General features: G+C 50.2%; 14 protein-coding genes and 2 pseudogenes. 11 read left to right on the top strand and 5 right to left on the bottom strand.

The genetic code is table 11. The features are described from left to right. Positions 1–816, bottom strand: coding sequence for a Cof-type HAD-IIB family hydrolase (locus AC0IXI_RS16650; protein WP_064517366.1), 816 nt, complete (start codon positions 814–816; stop codon positions 1–3). Continuing rightward, the gene (locus AC0IXI_RS16645) at positions 813–2,036 is read right to left on the bottom strand and encodes an MFS transporter (protein ID WP_413497921.1); all 1,224 of its coding nucleotides are present in this window, start codon (positions 2,034–2,036) and stop codon (positions 813–815) included. Before AC0IXI_RS16645 ends, AC0IXI_RS16650 begins: the two co-directional genes overlap by 4 nt. A 105-nt stretch (positions 2,037–2,141) precedes the next feature. Here AC0IXI_RS16645 and AC0IXI_RS16640 point away from each other — a divergent pair, with 105 nt between their 5' ends. Continuing rightward, positions 2,142–2,687, top strand: a complete 546-nt coding sequence (locus AC0IXI_RS16640; protein ID WP_471683242.1) for a TetR/AcrR family transcriptional regulator — start codon at positions 2,142–2,144, stop codon at positions 2,685–2,687. Positions 2,688–2,706: 19 nt separating this feature from the next. On the opposite strand, the gene AC0IXI_RS16635 is transcribed toward AC0IXI_RS16640, so the two are convergent. After that, entirely contained in the window at positions 2,707–3,504 is a 798-nt protein-coding gene (locus tag AC0IXI_RS16635) for an SDR family NAD(P)-dependent oxidoreductase (protein WP_471682803.1), read from the bottom strand. Positions 3,505–3,792: 288 nt separating this feature from the next. After that, positions 3,793–5,474, bottom strand: a pseudogene (locus tag AC0IXI_RS16630) (aspartate:alanine antiporter). Between the two features lie 303 nt (positions 5,475–5,777). On the opposite strand from AC0IXI_RS16630, the gene AC0IXI_RS16625 reads away from it, so the two are divergent. Then, positions 5,778–6,143 carry an inner membrane protein YbjM gene (locus AC0IXI_RS16625; protein ID WP_034456461.1) on the top strand — a complete coding sequence of 122 codons (366 nt, stop codon included), beginning with the start codon at positions 5,778–5,780 and terminating at the stop codon, positions 6,141–6,143. A gap of 48 nt (positions 6,144–6,191) precedes the next feature. Here AC0IXI_RS16625 and AC0IXI_RS16620 read toward each other — a convergent pair whose 3' ends face one another. Further along, on the bottom strand, positions 6,192–6,464 hold the full coding sequence (locus AC0IXI_RS16620) for a GrxA family glutaredoxin (protein WP_064517377.1): 273 nt from the start codon (positions 6,462–6,464) through the stop codon (positions 6,192–6,194). Between the two features lie 317 nt (positions 6,465–6,781). Here AC0IXI_RS16620 and AC0IXI_RS16615 point away from each other — a divergent pair, with 317 nt between their 5' ends. The 9 genes and pseudogenes from AC0IXI_RS16615 (at position 6,782) to potG (ending at position 15,522) form a co-directional block, all read left to right on the top strand. After that, positions 6,782–7,081, top strand: coding sequence for a YbjC family protein (locus tag AC0IXI_RS16615; protein ID WP_413497920.1), 300 nt, complete (start codon positions 6,782–6,784; stop codon positions 7,079–7,081). Continuing rightward, positions 7,065–7,787, top strand: a complete 723-nt coding sequence (gene nfsA, locus AC0IXI_RS16610; protein WP_134183602.1) for an oxygen-insensitive NADPH nitroreductase — start codon at positions 7,065–7,067, stop codon at positions 7,785–7,787. The genes AC0IXI_RS16615 and nfsA overlap by 17 nt, the downstream gene beginning before the upstream one ends. Before the next feature lie 152 nt (positions 7,788–7,939). Further along, positions 7,940–8,773: a xanthosine phosphorylase gene (gene xapA, locus AC0IXI_RS16605; protein WP_064517387.1), complete on the top strand. Its 834-nt coding sequence runs from the start codon at positions 7,940–7,942 to the stop codon at positions 8,771–8,773. A 43-nt stretch (positions 8,774–8,816) separates the two neighbouring features. Further along, the gene (locus AC0IXI_RS16600; protein WP_471683241.1) at positions 8,817–10,073 is read left to right on the top strand and encodes a nucleoside permease; all 1,257 of its coding nucleotides are present in this window, start codon (positions 8,817–8,819) and stop codon (positions 10,071–10,073) included. A gap of 68 nt (positions 10,074–10,141) precedes the next feature. Continuing rightward, positions 10,142–11,058 (top strand): annotated as a pseudogene (locus AC0IXI_RS16595) (LysR family transcriptional regulator). Positions 11,059–11,122: 64 nt separating this feature from the next. After that, the gene (gene rimK / locus AC0IXI_RS16590) at positions 11,123–12,025 is read left to right on the top strand and encodes a 30S ribosomal protein S6--L-glutamate ligase (RefSeq protein WP_413497919.1); all 903 of its coding nucleotides are present in this window, start codon (positions 11,123–11,125) and stop codon (positions 12,023–12,025) included. Between the two features lie 105 nt (positions 12,026–12,130). Further along, entirely contained in the window at positions 12,131–12,610 is a 480-nt protein-coding gene (locus tag AC0IXI_RS16585) for a YbjN domain-containing protein (protein ID WP_064517395.1), read from the top strand. A gap of 381 nt (positions 12,611–12,991) precedes the next feature. Next, positions 12,992–14,116 (top strand): spermidine/putrescine ABC transporter substrate-binding protein PotF, encoded by a 1,125-nt coding sequence (gene potF / locus AC0IXI_RS16580; RefSeq protein ID WP_413497918.1) that lies wholly within the window; start codon positions 12,992–12,994, stop codon positions 14,114–14,116. Positions 14,117–14,388: 272 nt separating this feature from the next. After that, positions 14,389–15,522 carry a putrescine ABC transporter ATP-binding subunit PotG gene (gene potG / locus AC0IXI_RS16575; RefSeq protein ID WP_424221814.1) on the top strand — a complete coding sequence of 378 codons (1,134 nt, stop codon included), beginning with the start codon at positions 14,389–14,391 and terminating at the stop codon, positions 15,520–15,522. Positions 15,523–15,527: the final 5 nt, after the last annotated feature.

Raw genomic sequence — 15,527 nt, 5'->3', positions numbered from 1 at the left:
TTACGCGTTAAACGGCGCTTCTTTCTTCAACACTTTTTCAATCACATCCAGCACACCTTGCTGGTTGCAATGCCCAGCCTGAAAAGAGGCAATTTGTTTGATTTTTTCAGGGGCATTTGCCATCGCAAAACCATATTTGGCCTGGCGCAGCATTTCTATATCGTTGCCGCCGTCGCCAAAGGTCACGACTTCGCTGTCATCAATACCCCATTTTTCCTGCAATATCCGCAAGCCATTGGCTTTATGAATACCTGGAATAATCAGATCAATCGAGCCGTGACCGCTGGTGACTGGGACCATCACACCATCAAGAATTTCAGACAGGGAGTTCATGGTGTCATCTAATAGGCTATCAGGCAGATTCAGCGCGAACTTAAAGAACACATCGTCCAGATTCGCGAAGTTTTCTACCAGCTCCAGGCGGTGATAGTAGCTACGCGCCATGGTGATAAAGGCATCGTCATAGCTTTTCAGGGTATAGCCGTTACGTTTGCCACAGGCGATGATATCCACATGCGGCAGTGTCAGCAGGTGGTCAATAACCGTATTGAATTGTTGCTTTGTTAGCTCGCCATTGAAGGTGTCTTTTTCTTCACTCACTACCCAGCCGCCATTATCGGCAACGAACGAGATCTCGTGGGCAATCTCCGGGAAAAATGAAATCAACTGGAAATACTGGTTGCCACTAGCGACCACAAAACGAATCCCTTGCTCTTTCATCTGTGCATAAAGTTCAGCAAAGCGTGCGCGGTTGTACTCTTTGTTATCGTTCAGGAACGTACCATCCATGTCGACGGCAATTAATTTCACACTCATCGAACTCTCCCTTCAAGCGAGTTAGTAACAAGGTCTGTAGGTTTTGCGACCGCTTTCGCGACCAGGGCTGCGACGACCATCAAACTTAATACGACTAACATGGCAAGGCGCAGGCCGTAATGCTCACCGAGGAAGCCAAGCAGCGGTGGCCCCACCAGGAATGCAATATAACCCGATGCAGCAACCACGCTTACGCGAGTCGCCGGATCTGGGCCGGTATCGCCTGCGGCCGAAATGGTTAATGGGAAACCGAGCGAGGTGCCCAATCCCCACAAAATGACAGAAATACCCGCCACAAAGGCGTTATCGACAAAGATGATTAGACCAATACCCAAAATGCCCATAAACGCGCAGGCTCGCACTACCGTCACGCGGCTATAACGGTCAATAAACCAGCCGCCTGTAAAACGCCCGACTGTCATGCCCAGAGTAAAGCCGACATAAATCATCGAGCCAGATGTTGGGTTAAAGCCATGGCCATCGACCATCAAAAGCGGCAGCCAGTCATTCGCTGAGCCTTCGGCAAACGCCATCGCCAGCACAATGGTGCCGATTAATATCAGTTGGAGATCTTTATAAAAGGGCGGGTGGGGCTCGTGCGGATTTTCTGCATCTACGGCTGTGTTGCTCTTACCTACTCCATGCGGAATGGCGGTAATGGCAATAACAATTGGCGCAATGACGAGTAGGCCAATGACCAATAAGTGCCCATAGGCGCTGAAATTGATGGCAGTTAAACTCATGCCGATACCCGCGCCTACAAGAGTGCCGAGGCTATAGAAACCATGCATCATCGGTAACACGGTCTTTTTCAGCAACCCTTCAACAATGGCACCTTCGACGTTCATCGCCACTTCCGCTGATCCAAGTCCGGCTCCCAAAATGGCTAAGCCCAGAGCAAATAGCACCGGTGAGGAAAGGTATAGCGCAATGCCCATAACCAGCATGCCGGTTACCATTAATGTCATACCACTGCGGATGATATTGCGAGTCCCAAAACGCTTAACCAGCCAGCCGGAGCATAAAATTCCGCTCATCGAGCCCACCGATAGGCCAAACAGCACAATCCCCATACCCGCAGTCGAAACACTTAACGTGTCGCGAATGGCTGGAGTTCGTGTGGCCCAGGAGGCCATAACCAGACCGGGCAGAAAGAAGAAGGCGAACAGCGCCCAGGTGCGAAGTTGAGTGGCTTTGCGATGGCTAATGGCGGCGGACATAGAAATACCGGTTGGCGGTGAATACAAATTACACTAGCAAGTTTGTGTACATTTGTACATATTGCCTGGTAAACTCTTTTAGTCAGTTATTACCGAGCGAAAATGATGAGCAAAGCCCCAAGGCGCAACGATCCAGACCGGCGAGCCCGCATTGTGCAAGCCACGCTGGATATGCTGGTAGAACACGGTATTAGCCATATTACCCACCGTAAAATTGCCGAAGCAGCGGGCGTTTCTTTAGGGTCAATGACCTATTATTTTGACGGCATTGAATCGCTACTGAGTGAAGCGTTTACGCAGTTTGCATATCAGATGTCGGACGATTACCGTCACCGCATGGAACAAGCCCGCAATCGTGATGAAGCCTGCGAGGCGATAGTCGATATGATTTGCGGGGAGAAAATTGCCACTTCGTACAACATGCAGGTGATGTATCAGCTTTACGCTTACGCCAACCGCAACCCGGCGCTAAAAATCATCATGCAGGACTGGATGTGCCGCAGCCAACAAGTGTTGGAAGCCTTCTTTGACCCGATTACCACGCGCGCGTTGGATGCTTTTATCGAAGGTATGACGCTACATTATGTGACCGACAGGAATCCGCTGAGTCGTGAAGACCTCAGAAGAATGCTGGCGAAAATTGTAGGCTAGAGTTTGAATTTCAAACCCGTTATGTCGTTGTTGTGCCCGCCGTCATGTTGATCACCGTTGCTGTCATTGCACCTGCATGATCTGACGCCAGAAAAGCCATAAGTTCCGCTACTTGTGAAAGCGTTGGCAGGCGTTTCAACATGGTGCTTTGCGCCGCACCTCCCACCCACTGCTCCACGGTTAACCCCATTGCTTGCGCCTTAGAAGCGAACACTTCGTTGGTGTAGGAACCTGCCTCAACCGCGCCGACAAGCGCATGCGAACGCACGCAGAGAACTCGAATATTTTTGGGAGCAAGTTCGCAGGCAAGAGCTTTGACAAACGCTTCAATACCCGCGCAGCCGACAATATGGCCAGAGTGACCCGCAATCACCATTACGCCTGCGGGAGGGACAACCGTCAGGATACTTCCCGCTCGTTCGCCACCCATATGCGGAGCAACTGCTTTTGAAATGTTGAATTGAGCTGTGAGGAACGGGTCAAACCCTTGTCTAAATTGCGCCAGGGATAATTCAATAACACTCTTTCCCTGGTCATGCACAAAACCGGTTGTGTTTATCACCACATCAAAGCCACCGGTCTGCTGGGCCAGTTGTGTAATTCGCTCGATAGTTGATTGTTCATCGAGCACGTCGATATTGAATGTTTCGGCGCTACCTCCCGCTGCGCGGATATCATCAGCAATCTGGTGCAACCTTTCCTGGCTGCGTGCGCCCAAATATACATGCGCCCCCTCGCGCGCTATCACATGCGCAACCGCGCTGCCGATGGCACCACTACCACCGAAGATCACCACGATTTTGTTTTTAAGTAGCATCACGAATCCTCGCTCATCAACTCTCAATCTTCAAATTATGAACGATGGATTTAGATTTGGTGGTGATTAAAGCGTGAATGGAACAGAGGATGGTAAGAAATTGATTTGAAAGAGAACTCAAATTTCAGGCAATAAAAAACCCATCAACCTTGAACCAAAGAGGCGGGGTTGATGGGCTCCACAAATTGGGGACATCAAAGAAAAGCAGTGGCACTAATTAAGACTTTGCCCCAGGCAAAAAGTTCGCACTGTCATAAAAAAATCTTTTTTCTTTGTCTGCGGCACCGATCACAAACCGGGCCATATGATTACGATAAGCGTCCCCGCCAGCGTTAACAACACGTTAGCGATAGCGTAAGTCCCGGCGTACCCAAGTGCTGGAATGTTGCTGCGCGCAGTGTCGCTGATGATTTCCATCGCTGGTGCGCAGGTACGTGCACCCATCATTGCCCCAAATAGCAATGCGCGGTTCATACGTAAAACATATGCACCGAACAGGAAGCAGATAACAACGGGCACCAGGCTTACGATAAGTCCAGCAATCAACATTTGCCCGCCAACGGCACCCAGGCCGTTGCCAATGCCGCTACCGGCGCTTAGGCCGACGCCGGCCATAAACACCATCAGGCCAAACTCTTTCACCATATTCAGCGCACCTTGCGGGATATAGCCGAATGTCGGGTGGTTGGCTCGCAGGAAGCCAAGCATGATACCTGCGAACAGCAAGCCTGCGGCGTTGCCGACGCCAAAACTGAACGAGCTGAACTGGAAGGTGATCATGCCGATCATCAGGCCAATAATGAAGAAGGCACAGAAGGCGAGCAGGTCAGTTATCTGGCTGTGAATCGAGATAAAGCCAATACGTTCAGCAACGGTTTTCACGCGACGGGCATCACCGCTGACCTGTAAAACATCACCTTTGTTCAGCACGATATTATCGTCGATTGGCATTTCAATCTGGCTGCGGATAACACGGTTCAGGAAGCAGCCGTGGTCGGTCAGCTTTAATTGCCCAAGACGGCGGCCGACAGCATTGTGGTTCTTCACCACAATCTCTTCAGTAACGATGCGCATATCCAGCAGGTCGCGGTCGAAAACCTCTTTACCATTACGGAAACTTGGATCGAGGCGTGAATGCGCATCCGGGTAACCTACCAGTGCGATTTCATCACCCTTTTGCAGCACGGCGTCACCATCCGGGTTTGCCAGGATGCCGTTACGGCGGATACGTTCGATGTAGCAACCGGTCTGGCGATAAATTCCCAGCTCACGCAGGTTTTTACCATCAGCCCATGCAACCAACTCAGAACCTACGCGATAGGCGCGAATAACAGGAAGGTAAACTTTACGTGCGGCATCGGTGTCCAGGCCACGTTCGCGAGCAATTTGCTGCGCGCTGGTCTGCAAATCCTGGTGCTGGAGTTTTGGCAGGTAGCGTGCGCCAACAATCAGACTCACCAGGCCGATAAGATAGGTCAGTGCGTAGCCAAGGCTCAAGTTGTCGAGCGATGTGGCTAACTGGGCTCCGGCAGCACCGGAATGGCGCAAGGTATCACCTGCACCGACCAACACTGGCGTTGAGGTCATTGAGCCTGCGAGCATCCCCGCGGTGAGGCCAATATCCCAGCCAAAGAGTTTCCCCAACCCTAAGGCAAGCAACATGGCGGTTCCCACCATCACCAGTGCCAGCATCAAGTAATTTTTGCCATCGCGGAAGAAAATTGAAAAAAGTTTGGCCCAGCTTCCACTCCGACACAAAAAATGAACAGCATAAAACCCAGATTTAGGGCGTCTGTGTTAATGGAAAAATGTTGTTGGCCGAGCAATAAAGAGACTACTAAAACACCAATGGAATTACCCAGTTGGACTGGACCAAGGCGTAATTTACCCAGGCATAAACCTAAGGTGAGAACAACAAATAATAACAGGATGTAATTCCCGCTTAACAAATCTGCGACGTTTATATTCACGAAGGATAACTTCTTGTTTACTAGTAACTTGTTGAAAGAAATGGTTTTTTGCGTTAGGGTTTCTACTAATTACGACGCAATTTAATGTATTTCTAGTGCATTAAAATATCCAGTGCGCAGACCTGATAATAGCCGTTAGTTTAATCTTTATGAAGTTTTACGGCTAGTAAGAATATTGTGCTAATTACACTATCTATTTTTTTAGCAGGGATTGTTGAGACTTTATCTGACTGGGGCAAGGTTCGGCGTGCGGCGCTGAAAATTTAAGTTCGATACAAGCGATCGTCAGGGGGATGTGTGTTCATGCGTGGACAACGTTGGTTTGGAGTCATTTGCTGCTTCGTGTTGTTTGTTGGCGTATTTCTCTCGCAGAAACTAAGTGCTGCCAGCAGCTACCCGGGTGACAGACATTCAGAGTGGGGATTGTTATTTTTTATCCTGCCGGGTGTCATCGCGAGCGTATTTTCACGCCATGGGCGAGTGATCAAACCGCTGATGGGCGCAGTGCTGGCTTCACCATTTTGTCTGTTAATCATTCATTTTTGGTTGTCGCCAACGCGAACGTTCTGGCAAGAAATGGCCTGGATGTTTAGTGCTGTGTTTTGGTGTGCTCTTGGAGCATTGTGCTACTTATTTGTACGTAGTGTGCTCCGCCGTCAGCGGCGATAAAAAAACCGGCTCATTGAGCCGGTTTTTTTATATCTAAATTTTTTCAGCTTATTGCGCGTTCTGGAACAAGCTTAGGTGTTCTTTAGCGTACGCTTCAAAATCAGTGCAACCGCCAATGTGTTTCTGGTCGAGGAAAATCTGCGGTACGGTTTCAACAGGTTTACCAACAGTTTTTTCCAGGTCGGCTTTGCTGATGCCTTCAGCATGGATATCAACATAACGGAAGTTGAAGTCGTCACGCTCAGCGGTCAATTTCTCAGCCAACTCTTTAGCACGAACACAATATGGGCAGCCAGGGCGACCAAAGATTACTGCAAACATGGAATCTCCTTTATTTTTTGTGGCCGATACGTACCGGCGAATGGCAACTATAATGCCGCTAACTGTTGCGAATGGAAAGAAGGTCTTACCTGTTAGTCTGATATTCCTCGCCTATATACCCGTCATACTTCAAGCTGCTGGTGCGTTGGCTGTCCTCGCTCACCACGGTCACTTACTTGAGTAAGCTCCCGTGGATTCCCTGCGTTGCCGCCTGCCCGCATCGTGAATTATTTAGGGTATAAAATGTAGATAACAAAGATGCAGCCTGAAATATGTCGGGTATATAATGAATCGATAATTGCTTTGGAGACAAGTGGATGCGTTCACTCGGTGCGTTACCGAAACCTGTGTTAATCCTCGAAGTTATCGGTATCGCTTTTTTACTGCTGTCATATCTTTCCCTGAACGGCTACGTGACTTTACCCGCACCCTTTGGGAATGCCACGGCGGCTATCATCATGGTATTTTTAGGCATTGCGCTGATGATCCCGGCGGCAGCATTTATGGTTTGGGCGATGGCTCAAAACGTTGCGCCGCTGCTGACCAAACGCCAGGCCCCACTCGATAAATCTCATTCAAACAAGCCAAAGGATAAACGCGATGACGCCGACCATTGATCTGCTGCGTTCACACCGTTCCATTCGTCGCTTCACCGACGAGCCGATTACAGACGAACAGCGTGCAGCGATTGTTGCCAGCGCCCAGGCGGCCTCGAGTTCCAGTTTTTTACAGTGCACGTCGATTATTCGCATCACGGATAAGTCGCTGCGTGAGCAACTTGTTCCGCTGACCGGTGGCCAACAGCATGTGGCACAAGCGGCAGAGTTTTGGGTATTTTGCGCCGACTTTAACCGCCATTTGCAAATTTGCCCCGAAGCGCAGCTCGGCCTTGCAGAGCAGTTGCTGCTTGGCGTTGTTGACACTGCAATGCTTGCACAAAATGCGTTTACTGCAGCTGAGTCGCTGGGTTTAGGCGGCGTTTATATCGGTGGTATTCGTAACGGCATTGAAGCCGTAACGGAATTACTGGCTTTGCCAAAGCACGTGCTGCCGCTATTCGGCCTGTGTCTTGGCTGGCCTGATGAAGATCACGGTATCAAGCCGCGAATGCCAGCCGCGATGCTAATGCATGAGAACAGCTATCAACCAGTGGATGAAAACGTTCTGGCTCAGTACGACGAAGAGATGGCGCAGTATTATCTCTCACGTGGCAGTAACACGCGCCGCGACACGTGGAGTGACCATATTCGTCGCACCATCATTAAAGAAAACCGTCCATTCATTCTCGATTATCTGCATAAACAGGGTTGGGCAACGCGCTAGATCATTAAGCGGTGGCACCTGCCACCGCCAATCAATACATTTTCACTATCAATCAGCCGCCTAAACGGTATTGGTTGAGGGTACTTATCAGTCGGTATAACAGTTTCAGAATTTTTACTCTGTTACTTCGACCTTCTGATAAGGAACTCCCGATGCCGATGACAACACTTGATAACTCCCCGTATTACGCCGCAGATATTATTCGTTCTCGTATTAACGGGCTTGTGCCACGCGTGGCTTTCATTCTGGGTTCTGGCCTTGGCGAGCTGGCTGAGAAAATCGAACAGGCGGTTGTGTTCCCATACGATGAGTTACCTGGTTTCCCGGTGAGCACCGTGCATGGCCATGCGGGTGAGCTGGTTGTCGGCACGCTGGCGGGTGTTCCTGTTGCTTGCATGAAGGGGCGCGGTCACTTCTACGAAGGGCGCGGTATGTCGGTGATGACCAACGCGATTCGTACATTCAAACTGCTCGGTTGTGAAATTCTGTTCTCCACTAACGCCGCCGGTTCATTACGCCCTGAAGTTGGCCCAGGTCAACTGGTGGCGCTGAACGACCATATCAACACCATGCCTGGCACACCAATGGTGGGCCCTAACGATGATCGTTTTGGCGAGCGCTTCTTCTCGCTGGCGAATGCTTATGACGCGGACTACCGTGGTGTTTTGCAAAGCGTGGCAAAAGAGCAGGGCTTCCCGTTGACTGAGGGCGTGTTTGTTTCTTACCCTGGCCCGAACTTTGAAACAGCAGCAGAAATTCGCATGATGCAAATCATCGGAGGCGATGTGGTCGGTATGTCTGTAGTGCCTGAGGTTATCAGCGCGCGCCATTGCGGCCTGAAAGTTGTTGCGGTTTCGGCAATTACTAACCTCGCTGAAGGCCTTGGCAGTGTGCAGCTCTCCCACGCGCAAACACTGGCGGCGGCGGCACTATCACGCCAGAACTTTATCAATCTGATTTGTGGTTTCCTGGGCAAACTCGCCTGAGGCACTTCCAACACACCGGGTAAAACACATGGCTATTAACTCTATGGCGATTAAACCTCGCTTGAAAATCATGTTGTTTTTGCAGTACTTCATTTGGGGAGCCTGGCTGGTTACGCTGGGTTCGTACATGATTAATACCCTTGGATTCCGAGGGGCAGACGTAGGTATGGTTTATAGTACCAAGGGCATTGCAGCGTTATTAATGCCGGGGATTGTCGGTATTATTGCCGACAAATGGCTGCCCGCGAATCGTGTCTATGCTCTATGCCACCTGGTGTGTGCGCTAATGCTTGCCTGGGCGGCCAGCATTAATCAGCCGGGGTTGATGTTCTGGGTTATGTTGGGCAACGCCATGGCGTTTATGCCAACAATTGCACTGTCGAATACTATTTCTTATGCCAGCCTCGAAAAAGCAGGGCTGGATACTGTCAGCCATTTCCCACCGATCCGCGTCTTTGGCACTATTGGGTTTATTGCGGCAATGTGGAGCGTGAGTCTGATGCGCTTTGAACTTAGCAATATTCAGCTTTATATCGCAGCTGGGGCGTCATTAGTGCTGGCTCTCTACTCACTAACTTTGCCAACTATTCCAGTGGTGAAAGGTGGGATCTCTCGTACTTGGGTAAGCCGTCTGGGGCTTGATGCTTTTGTATTGTTCAAGAACCCGCGCATGGCTGTTTTCTTCTTATTCGCCATGTTGTTAGGTGCGGTACTACAGATAACGAACACTTTCGGCAATCCGTTCCTGCATGATTTCGCCCGCAACCCTGAGTTTGCCAATAGTTTCGTGGTGCAATATCCGTCGATTCTGTTGTCTGTTTCTCAGATGTCGGAAGTGGCGTTTATCCTGACCATTCCGTTCTTCCTGCGCCGTTTTGGTATCAAGCAGGTGATGTTGATGAGTATGGTGGCCTGGGTGCTGCGTTTTGCACTCTTTGCATGGGGTGACCCATCGGCGTTTGGTTTTGTATTACTGCTGCTTTCGATGGTGGTGTACGGCTGTGCGTTCGATTTCTTCAATATCTCCGGTTCTGTGTTTGTAGAACAAGAAGTGGATTCGCGCATACGTGCTAGTGCTCAGGGGCTGTTTATGACAATGGTCAACGGAATTGGCGCCTATCTCGGTGCGATTCTCAGCGGATATGTCGTCGACTACTTCAGCGTTGATGGAGTCAAAGACTGGACCACAATCTGGTTGGTGTTTGCCGGATATGCGTTAGTACTGGCGGTTATCTTCCACTTTAGTTTCCAGTATCGCCACAACCCAACGCTTAAGGCTTCGGCACCGGTCGCACATTAACAGTCGGCCGGATTACAGCGAGCAGCAGGAGTGATAACGTATGGGGCTGCCAGAACATAGGGAGCCCCATGACTATTTCACAGCGAACTTACCGAACCGACTTAAAACTTCTGCGCTATTTCCAGGCAGTGGCGGAAGAGTTGCACTTTGGCAAAGCGGCCTTGCGGCTAAACATGTCCCAGCCACCACTGAGTTTTCATATCAAAGAGCTTGAGTCTCAACTCGGTACCGTTTTGTTTATTCGTCATTCACGGAGTGTTGCGTTGACACATGCGGGAGAAATCTTGCTTGAAGAGACCCGTCGATTGCTCGACAGCGCAAACCTTGCATTGGCCCGGGTAGAACAAATTGGGCGTGGTGAAGGCGGGCGCATTCATCTGGGAATTGTTGGTACGGCGATTTGGGGTGGATTACGTCTTGGGTTACAACAGTTTATCGCCGATTTTCCGGCCATTGATATTCTATTTCGCGAGAAGTCGCCGGGAGATCAAATCTCCTTGATTGAGCGTCACGAAATTGACGCCGGTATCTGGCGTATGGAAACCAATCCTCCCCGGGTCTACGAAGTGAAAAACTACATGACGCTACGTTCCTCGTTGCTTTGCCAGAAAAACATCCGCTGACGAAACAATCCGCCATTGATATTGAGTCACTGCGTCATGAGCCATTTGTCACTATGACTGCGGTGCATTCTGACTGGACGTTTTTGCAAGGTGTCTGTCGCGAAGCGGGTTTTTCGCCTCGTATTGTCAGAGAAGCTGTTGAGCCGCAGACCGTACTAGCGCTGGTCAGCATCGGCATAGGGCTGACTATTATGGCCGATAGTTATGCGCAGATGAGTTGGCCGGGCGTCACCTTCCGTCCGCTGACAAAAGCGATCCCGGCAGATCTTTATGTGGTGTACGATCCGCATCATCTGGCATCTACAACGCGTCATTTAATCGACGTGTTAAAGCAGTCGCCAGACACATTGCCCGTTCGTTGAAACCAGATGGCAGTGATATGATAGTTGCGCTGTCATTATTGGACTGGAAACGCTGAGGTGCAGGGTGAAAATCGCCATTTTATCCCGGGATGGAACGCTTTATTCTTGTAAACGCCTACGTGAAGCGGCGTCACGCCGTGGTCATGCAGTCGAAATTATCGATCCCCTTTCTTGTTACATGAACATCAATCCGTCTGCACCATCAGTGCACTATAAAGGTCGCCAGCTTCCCCATTACGATGCGGTAATTCCACGTATCGGCTCCGCGATCACTTTCTACGGCACGGCGGTATTGCGCCAGTTTGAGATGTTAGGTAGTTACCCGCTCAATGAATCAGTTGCCATTACGCGCGCGCGGGACAAGTTGCGATCGTTGCAGTTGATGGCGCGTCAGGGGATTGACCTGCCGGTCACAGGCTTTGCTCACTCTCCAGATGACACCAGCGATTTAATTGACATGGTAGGCGGTGCGCCGCTGGTGGTGAAACTGGTGGAAGGCACCCAGGGAATTGGTGTGGTGTTAGCCGAAACGCGCCAGGCGGCGGAAAGTGTAATAGACGCGTTTCGCGGTCTGAATGCCCATATTCTGGTGCAAGAATATATAAAAGAAGCGCAAGGCAGGGATATTCGTTGCCTGGTAGTGGGTAATAAAGTCGTTGCCGCAATTGAACGGCAGGCCAAACCGGGAGATTTCCGCTCCAATTTGCACCGTGGTGGGGTAGCGAATCAGGTCTCAATTACGGAACGTGAGCGAGAAATCGCCTTACATGCGGCGACGACCCTGGGTCTGGATGTCGCAGGGGTGGATATTTTACGTGCTGAACGTGGCCCGCTGGTGATGGAAGTCAACGCTTCACCGGGTCTTGAAGGCATTGAAAAAACCAGTGGCGTGGATATCGCGACGCTGATGATCAAGTGGATTGAGCAGCAAGCACAGCCAGGATTTTGCCTGAAAACTGGCGGCTAAATTCGAGCGAATGCGCCATTGGGCGCATAAAATTAGTATGAGCCGCCATTTTTGCGTAAGCTATGGCGCGACTTAATCACTCCCTTTAAAGAGGCTACGGCATTTATGGATTCACTCGTTGTCCCTACTCTGGACATCTTACGCCGCTGGCTTGATGAAATCGGTGTGACCATTTTCGAGTGCGATACTTGCCAGGCGCTCCATCTGCCGCATATGCAGAATTTCGATGGTGTCTATGATGCCAAAATCGATCTGGTCGACGATATCGTTTTGTTTTCAGCGTTGGCTGAAGTAAAGCCATCTGCTTTACTGCCACTGGCATCCGATCTGTCATCAATTAACGCAAGCTCGCTAACCGTGAAAGCGTTTTTAGATATTCAGGATGATAACCTGCCAAAATTAGTGGTTTGCCAGTCATTGCAGGCGTCAGTGGGAATTACCCGCGAACAGTTTGCGGCTTTTGTGAAACAGAGCGAAGAGCAAATCTCGATGGTGATTCTGGAAGCCTGCGCAAACCAGCTGCTCTATATCTCTGAAGAAGAAGAGCAAGACGGCACCATTATTCAAACTCACTTTCTTCACTAATTGTTTCATTCTTAACCGCAGCGGCTACTATACCCGCTGCGTTCCACGTTTTTTTATTCTGCCTTCTTAGCCTCCGACCAGAATTATTCTCGCCACTCCTGCCAGCTTTGCGCCATACCATAGATGTTTTATGGTTAAAAAATTGATAAAAGTCACTTTTCTGCTTGGGCTATAGTCTCGAAGTCTGGCTACAGTTATTCTTGCGGGACGCTACAAGCGTGCAACATCTGCAGCAAGGCGTCTGTACTTTTTTTACTGCAGTTTGCATAGAGATGCATGATTCTTGCATGTGCCAGAAGCGAGAAAAAAATGCGTAAAAGTATGATTGAGTAAATTATGCTCGCGAAAGCGGGAATTAGACTTTTTCAGAAGGAATCACATATGTTTACCCAACGTAAAAAATTGTTGTCGGGTGTGATGGCAGGTGCGCTGATGACAGCGCTCATGGCTGTTTCTGCTACCACATTTGCTGCGGAACAAAAGACGCTGCACGTTTATAACTGGTCTGATTATATTGCGCCGGATACGCTGGCAAACTTCACTAAAGAAACCGGTATTAAAGTGGTGTATGACGTCTTCGACTCCAACGAAGTGCTGGAAGGGAAGTTGATGGCGGGAAGTACGGGCTACGATCTGGTTGTGCCGTCTTCACAATTCCTCGAGCGCCAGGCTCAGGCCGGTATTTTCCAGCCTCTCGATAAGAGCAAACTGCCGAACTATAAAAACCTCGATCCGGAAATGCTCAAGCTGGTGGCCCATAACGACCACGACAATAAATACGGCATTCCGTACATGATGGTAACCACAGGTATCGGCTATAACGTCGAGAAAGTGAAAGCGGCATTGGGCAAAGATGCCCCGGTTAACAGCTGGGATCTTATCCTGAAACCAGAAAATCTTGAGAAGCTGAAAAGCTGCGGCGTTTCCTTCCTTGATGCGCCTAGCGAAGTTTACGCATCGGTTCTGCATTACCTTGGTAAAGATCCTAACAGCACCGATCCGAAAGATTACACCGGTGCGGCGAATGATCTGCTGCTGAAACTTCGCCCGTCTATTCGTTATTTCCACTCATCCCAATATATCAATGACCTGGCTAACGGCGATATCTGCGTTGCGATCGGTTGGTCCGGCGATATTCTCCAGGCAGCCAACCGCGCCAAGGAAGCAAAAAATGGCGTGAATATTGCTTATACCATTCCTAAAGAAGGGGCGATGGTGTACTTCGATATGTTCGCAATGACGGCTGATGCGAAAAACAAAGACGAAGCGTACCAGTTCCTGAACTATCTGATGCGCCCGGATGTGGTGGCGAATATCAGTAACCACGTTTATTACGCGAACGCGAATAAAGAGTCGCTGCCATTGCTGAACGCTGAGATTCGTGACAACCCGGGGATTTACCCACCGGCTGATGTGCGCGCCAAGCTGTTTACTCAGGGCGTGCAATCACCAAAAGTTGATCGTGTAATTACCCGTGCGTGGACTAAGGTTAAGACAGGCAAATAATACCCGTCATACTTCAAGCCGCAGATGCGTTGACTGCACCCGTGCGCCCCAGTCACATAGTTATCTATGCTCCTGGGGACTTACGGCCTGGTCGCCTTCCTGCAACTCGAATTATTCTGGGTATAAGTGTTATCTAATTAGATTTGCAACGCAGCGGTGCACCGAAACAGTGCATGTGCTCCAGCACGGACAGAAGTGTTAAAACTTCTGTCCGTCATTAGTACGGCAACCGGGTCGTACCTCTATTTTGTTTTTGCCGGAGAGCAACATAATTGAACGACGCAACCCCTCGTCCGCACGCGAAAACTCGCAAAGCGCTCACCCCGCTGCTTGAAGTTCGCAACCTCACAAAGTCCTTTGACGGGCAACATGCTGTAGATGATGTCAATTTGACCATTTACAAAGGCGAAATTTTTGCACTGCTCGGGCCGTCTGGCTGTGGCAAATCCACGTTGTTACGCATGCTGGCGGGTTTTGAACAGCCAAGTGCCGGGCAAATCATGCTCGATGGCGTGGATTTATCGCACGTGCCGCCATACCAGCGTCCGATCAATATGATGTTCCAGTCGTATGCGCTTTTCCCGCATATGACCGTGGAGCAGAACATTGCGTTTGGCCTCAAGCAAGACAAACTTCCGAAAAGTGAAATCACTCAGCGCGTACAGGAAATGCTGGCGCTGGTGCATATGCAAGAGTACGCGAAACGTAAACCACACCAGCTTTCTGGCGGGCAGCGCCAGCGTGTGGCGCTGGCAAGGAGCCTTGCAAAACGGCCAAAACTCTTGCTGCTTGATGAGCCAATGGGCGCACTGGATAAAAAATTACGCGACCGTATGCAACTCGAAGTGGTGGATATTCTTGAGCGCGTGGGGGCAACTTGCGTCATGGTAACCCACGATCAGGAAGAAGCGATGACCATGGCGGGGCGTATTGCCATCATGAATCGCGGCAAGTTCGAGCAAATTGGCGAACCGGAAGAAGTGTATGAGTATCCGGCAACCCGCTACAGCGCTGAATTTATCGGCTCGGTGAACGTCTTTGAAGGGTTGCTTAAAGACCGCCAGGACGATGGTCTGGTGATTGATAGCCCAGGGCTTGTACATCCGCTAAAAGTTGACCCTGATATTTCTGTTGTCGATGGCGTGCCGGTCTACGTCGCCCTGCGCCCGGAAAAGGTCATGCTGTGCGAAGAACCGCCAGCCGACGGTTTCAACTTCGCGGTCGGTGAAGTGGTACACATTGCTTATCTGGGCGATTTGTCGATTTATCATGTGCGCCTGAAAAGCGGCCAGATGATCACCGCACAGTTACAAAACGAGAACCGCAATCGTAGAGGGATGCCAACATGGGGCGATGAAGTTCGCCTGTGTTGGGATGCTGAAAGTTGTGTCGTTCTGACTGTTTAAGGGGG

The organism is Buttiauxella sp. AC038, assembly GCF_979253565.1.
Note: the sequence above shows the minus strand (reverse complement) of the source record. Positions and strands in the feature narration are given on the sequence as shown.

Bases quoted from the DNA above. Each gene is read 5' to 3' on its own strand.
- AC0IXI_RS16645 (WP_413497921.1), bottom strand. From the start codon at position 2,036: ATGTCCGCCGCCATTAGCCATCGCAAAGCCACTCAACTTCGCACCTGG.
- potF (WP_413497918.1), top strand. From the start codon at position 12,992: ATGTTTACCCAACGTAAAAAATTGTTGTCGGGTGTGATGGCAGGTGCG.
- AC0IXI_RS16650 (WP_064517366.1), bottom strand. From the start codon at position 816: ATGAGTGTGAAATTAATTGCCGTCGACATGGATGGTACGTTCCTGAAC.
- nfsA (WP_134183602.1), top strand. From the start codon at position 7,065: ATGACGCCGACCATTGATCTGCTGCGTTCACACCGTTCCATTCGTCGC.
- AC0IXI_RS16635 (WP_471682803.1), bottom strand. From the start codon at position 3,504: ATGCTACTTAAAAACAAAATCGTGGTGATCTTCGGTGGTAGTGGTGCC.
- AC0IXI_RS16600 (WP_471683241.1), top strand. From the start codon at position 8,817: ATGGCGATTAAACCTCGCTTGAAAATCATGTTGTTTTTGCAGTACTTC.
- AC0IXI_RS16585 (WP_064517395.1), top strand. From the start codon at position 12,131: ATGGATTCACTCGTTGTCCCTACTCTGGACATCTTACGCCGCTGGCTT.
- xapA (WP_064517387.1), top strand. From the start codon at position 7,940: ATGCCGATGACAACACTTGATAACTCCCCGTATTACGCCGCAGATATT.
- AC0IXI_RS16620 (WP_064517377.1), bottom strand. From the start codon at position 6,464: ATGTTTGCAGTAATCTTTGGTCGCCCTGGCTGCCCATATTGTGTTCGT.
- AC0IXI_RS16640 (WP_471683242.1), top strand. From the start codon at position 2,142: ATGAGCAAAGCCCCAAGGCGCAACGATCCAGACCGGCGAGCCCGCATT.
- AC0IXI_RS16625 (WP_034456461.1), top strand. From the start codon at position 5,778: ATGCGTGGACAACGTTGGTTTGGAGTCATTTGCTGCTTCGTGTTGTTT.
- AC0IXI_RS16615 (WP_413497920.1), top strand. From the start codon at position 6,782: ATGCGTTCACTCGGTGCGTTACCGAAACCTGTGTTAATCCTCGAAGTT.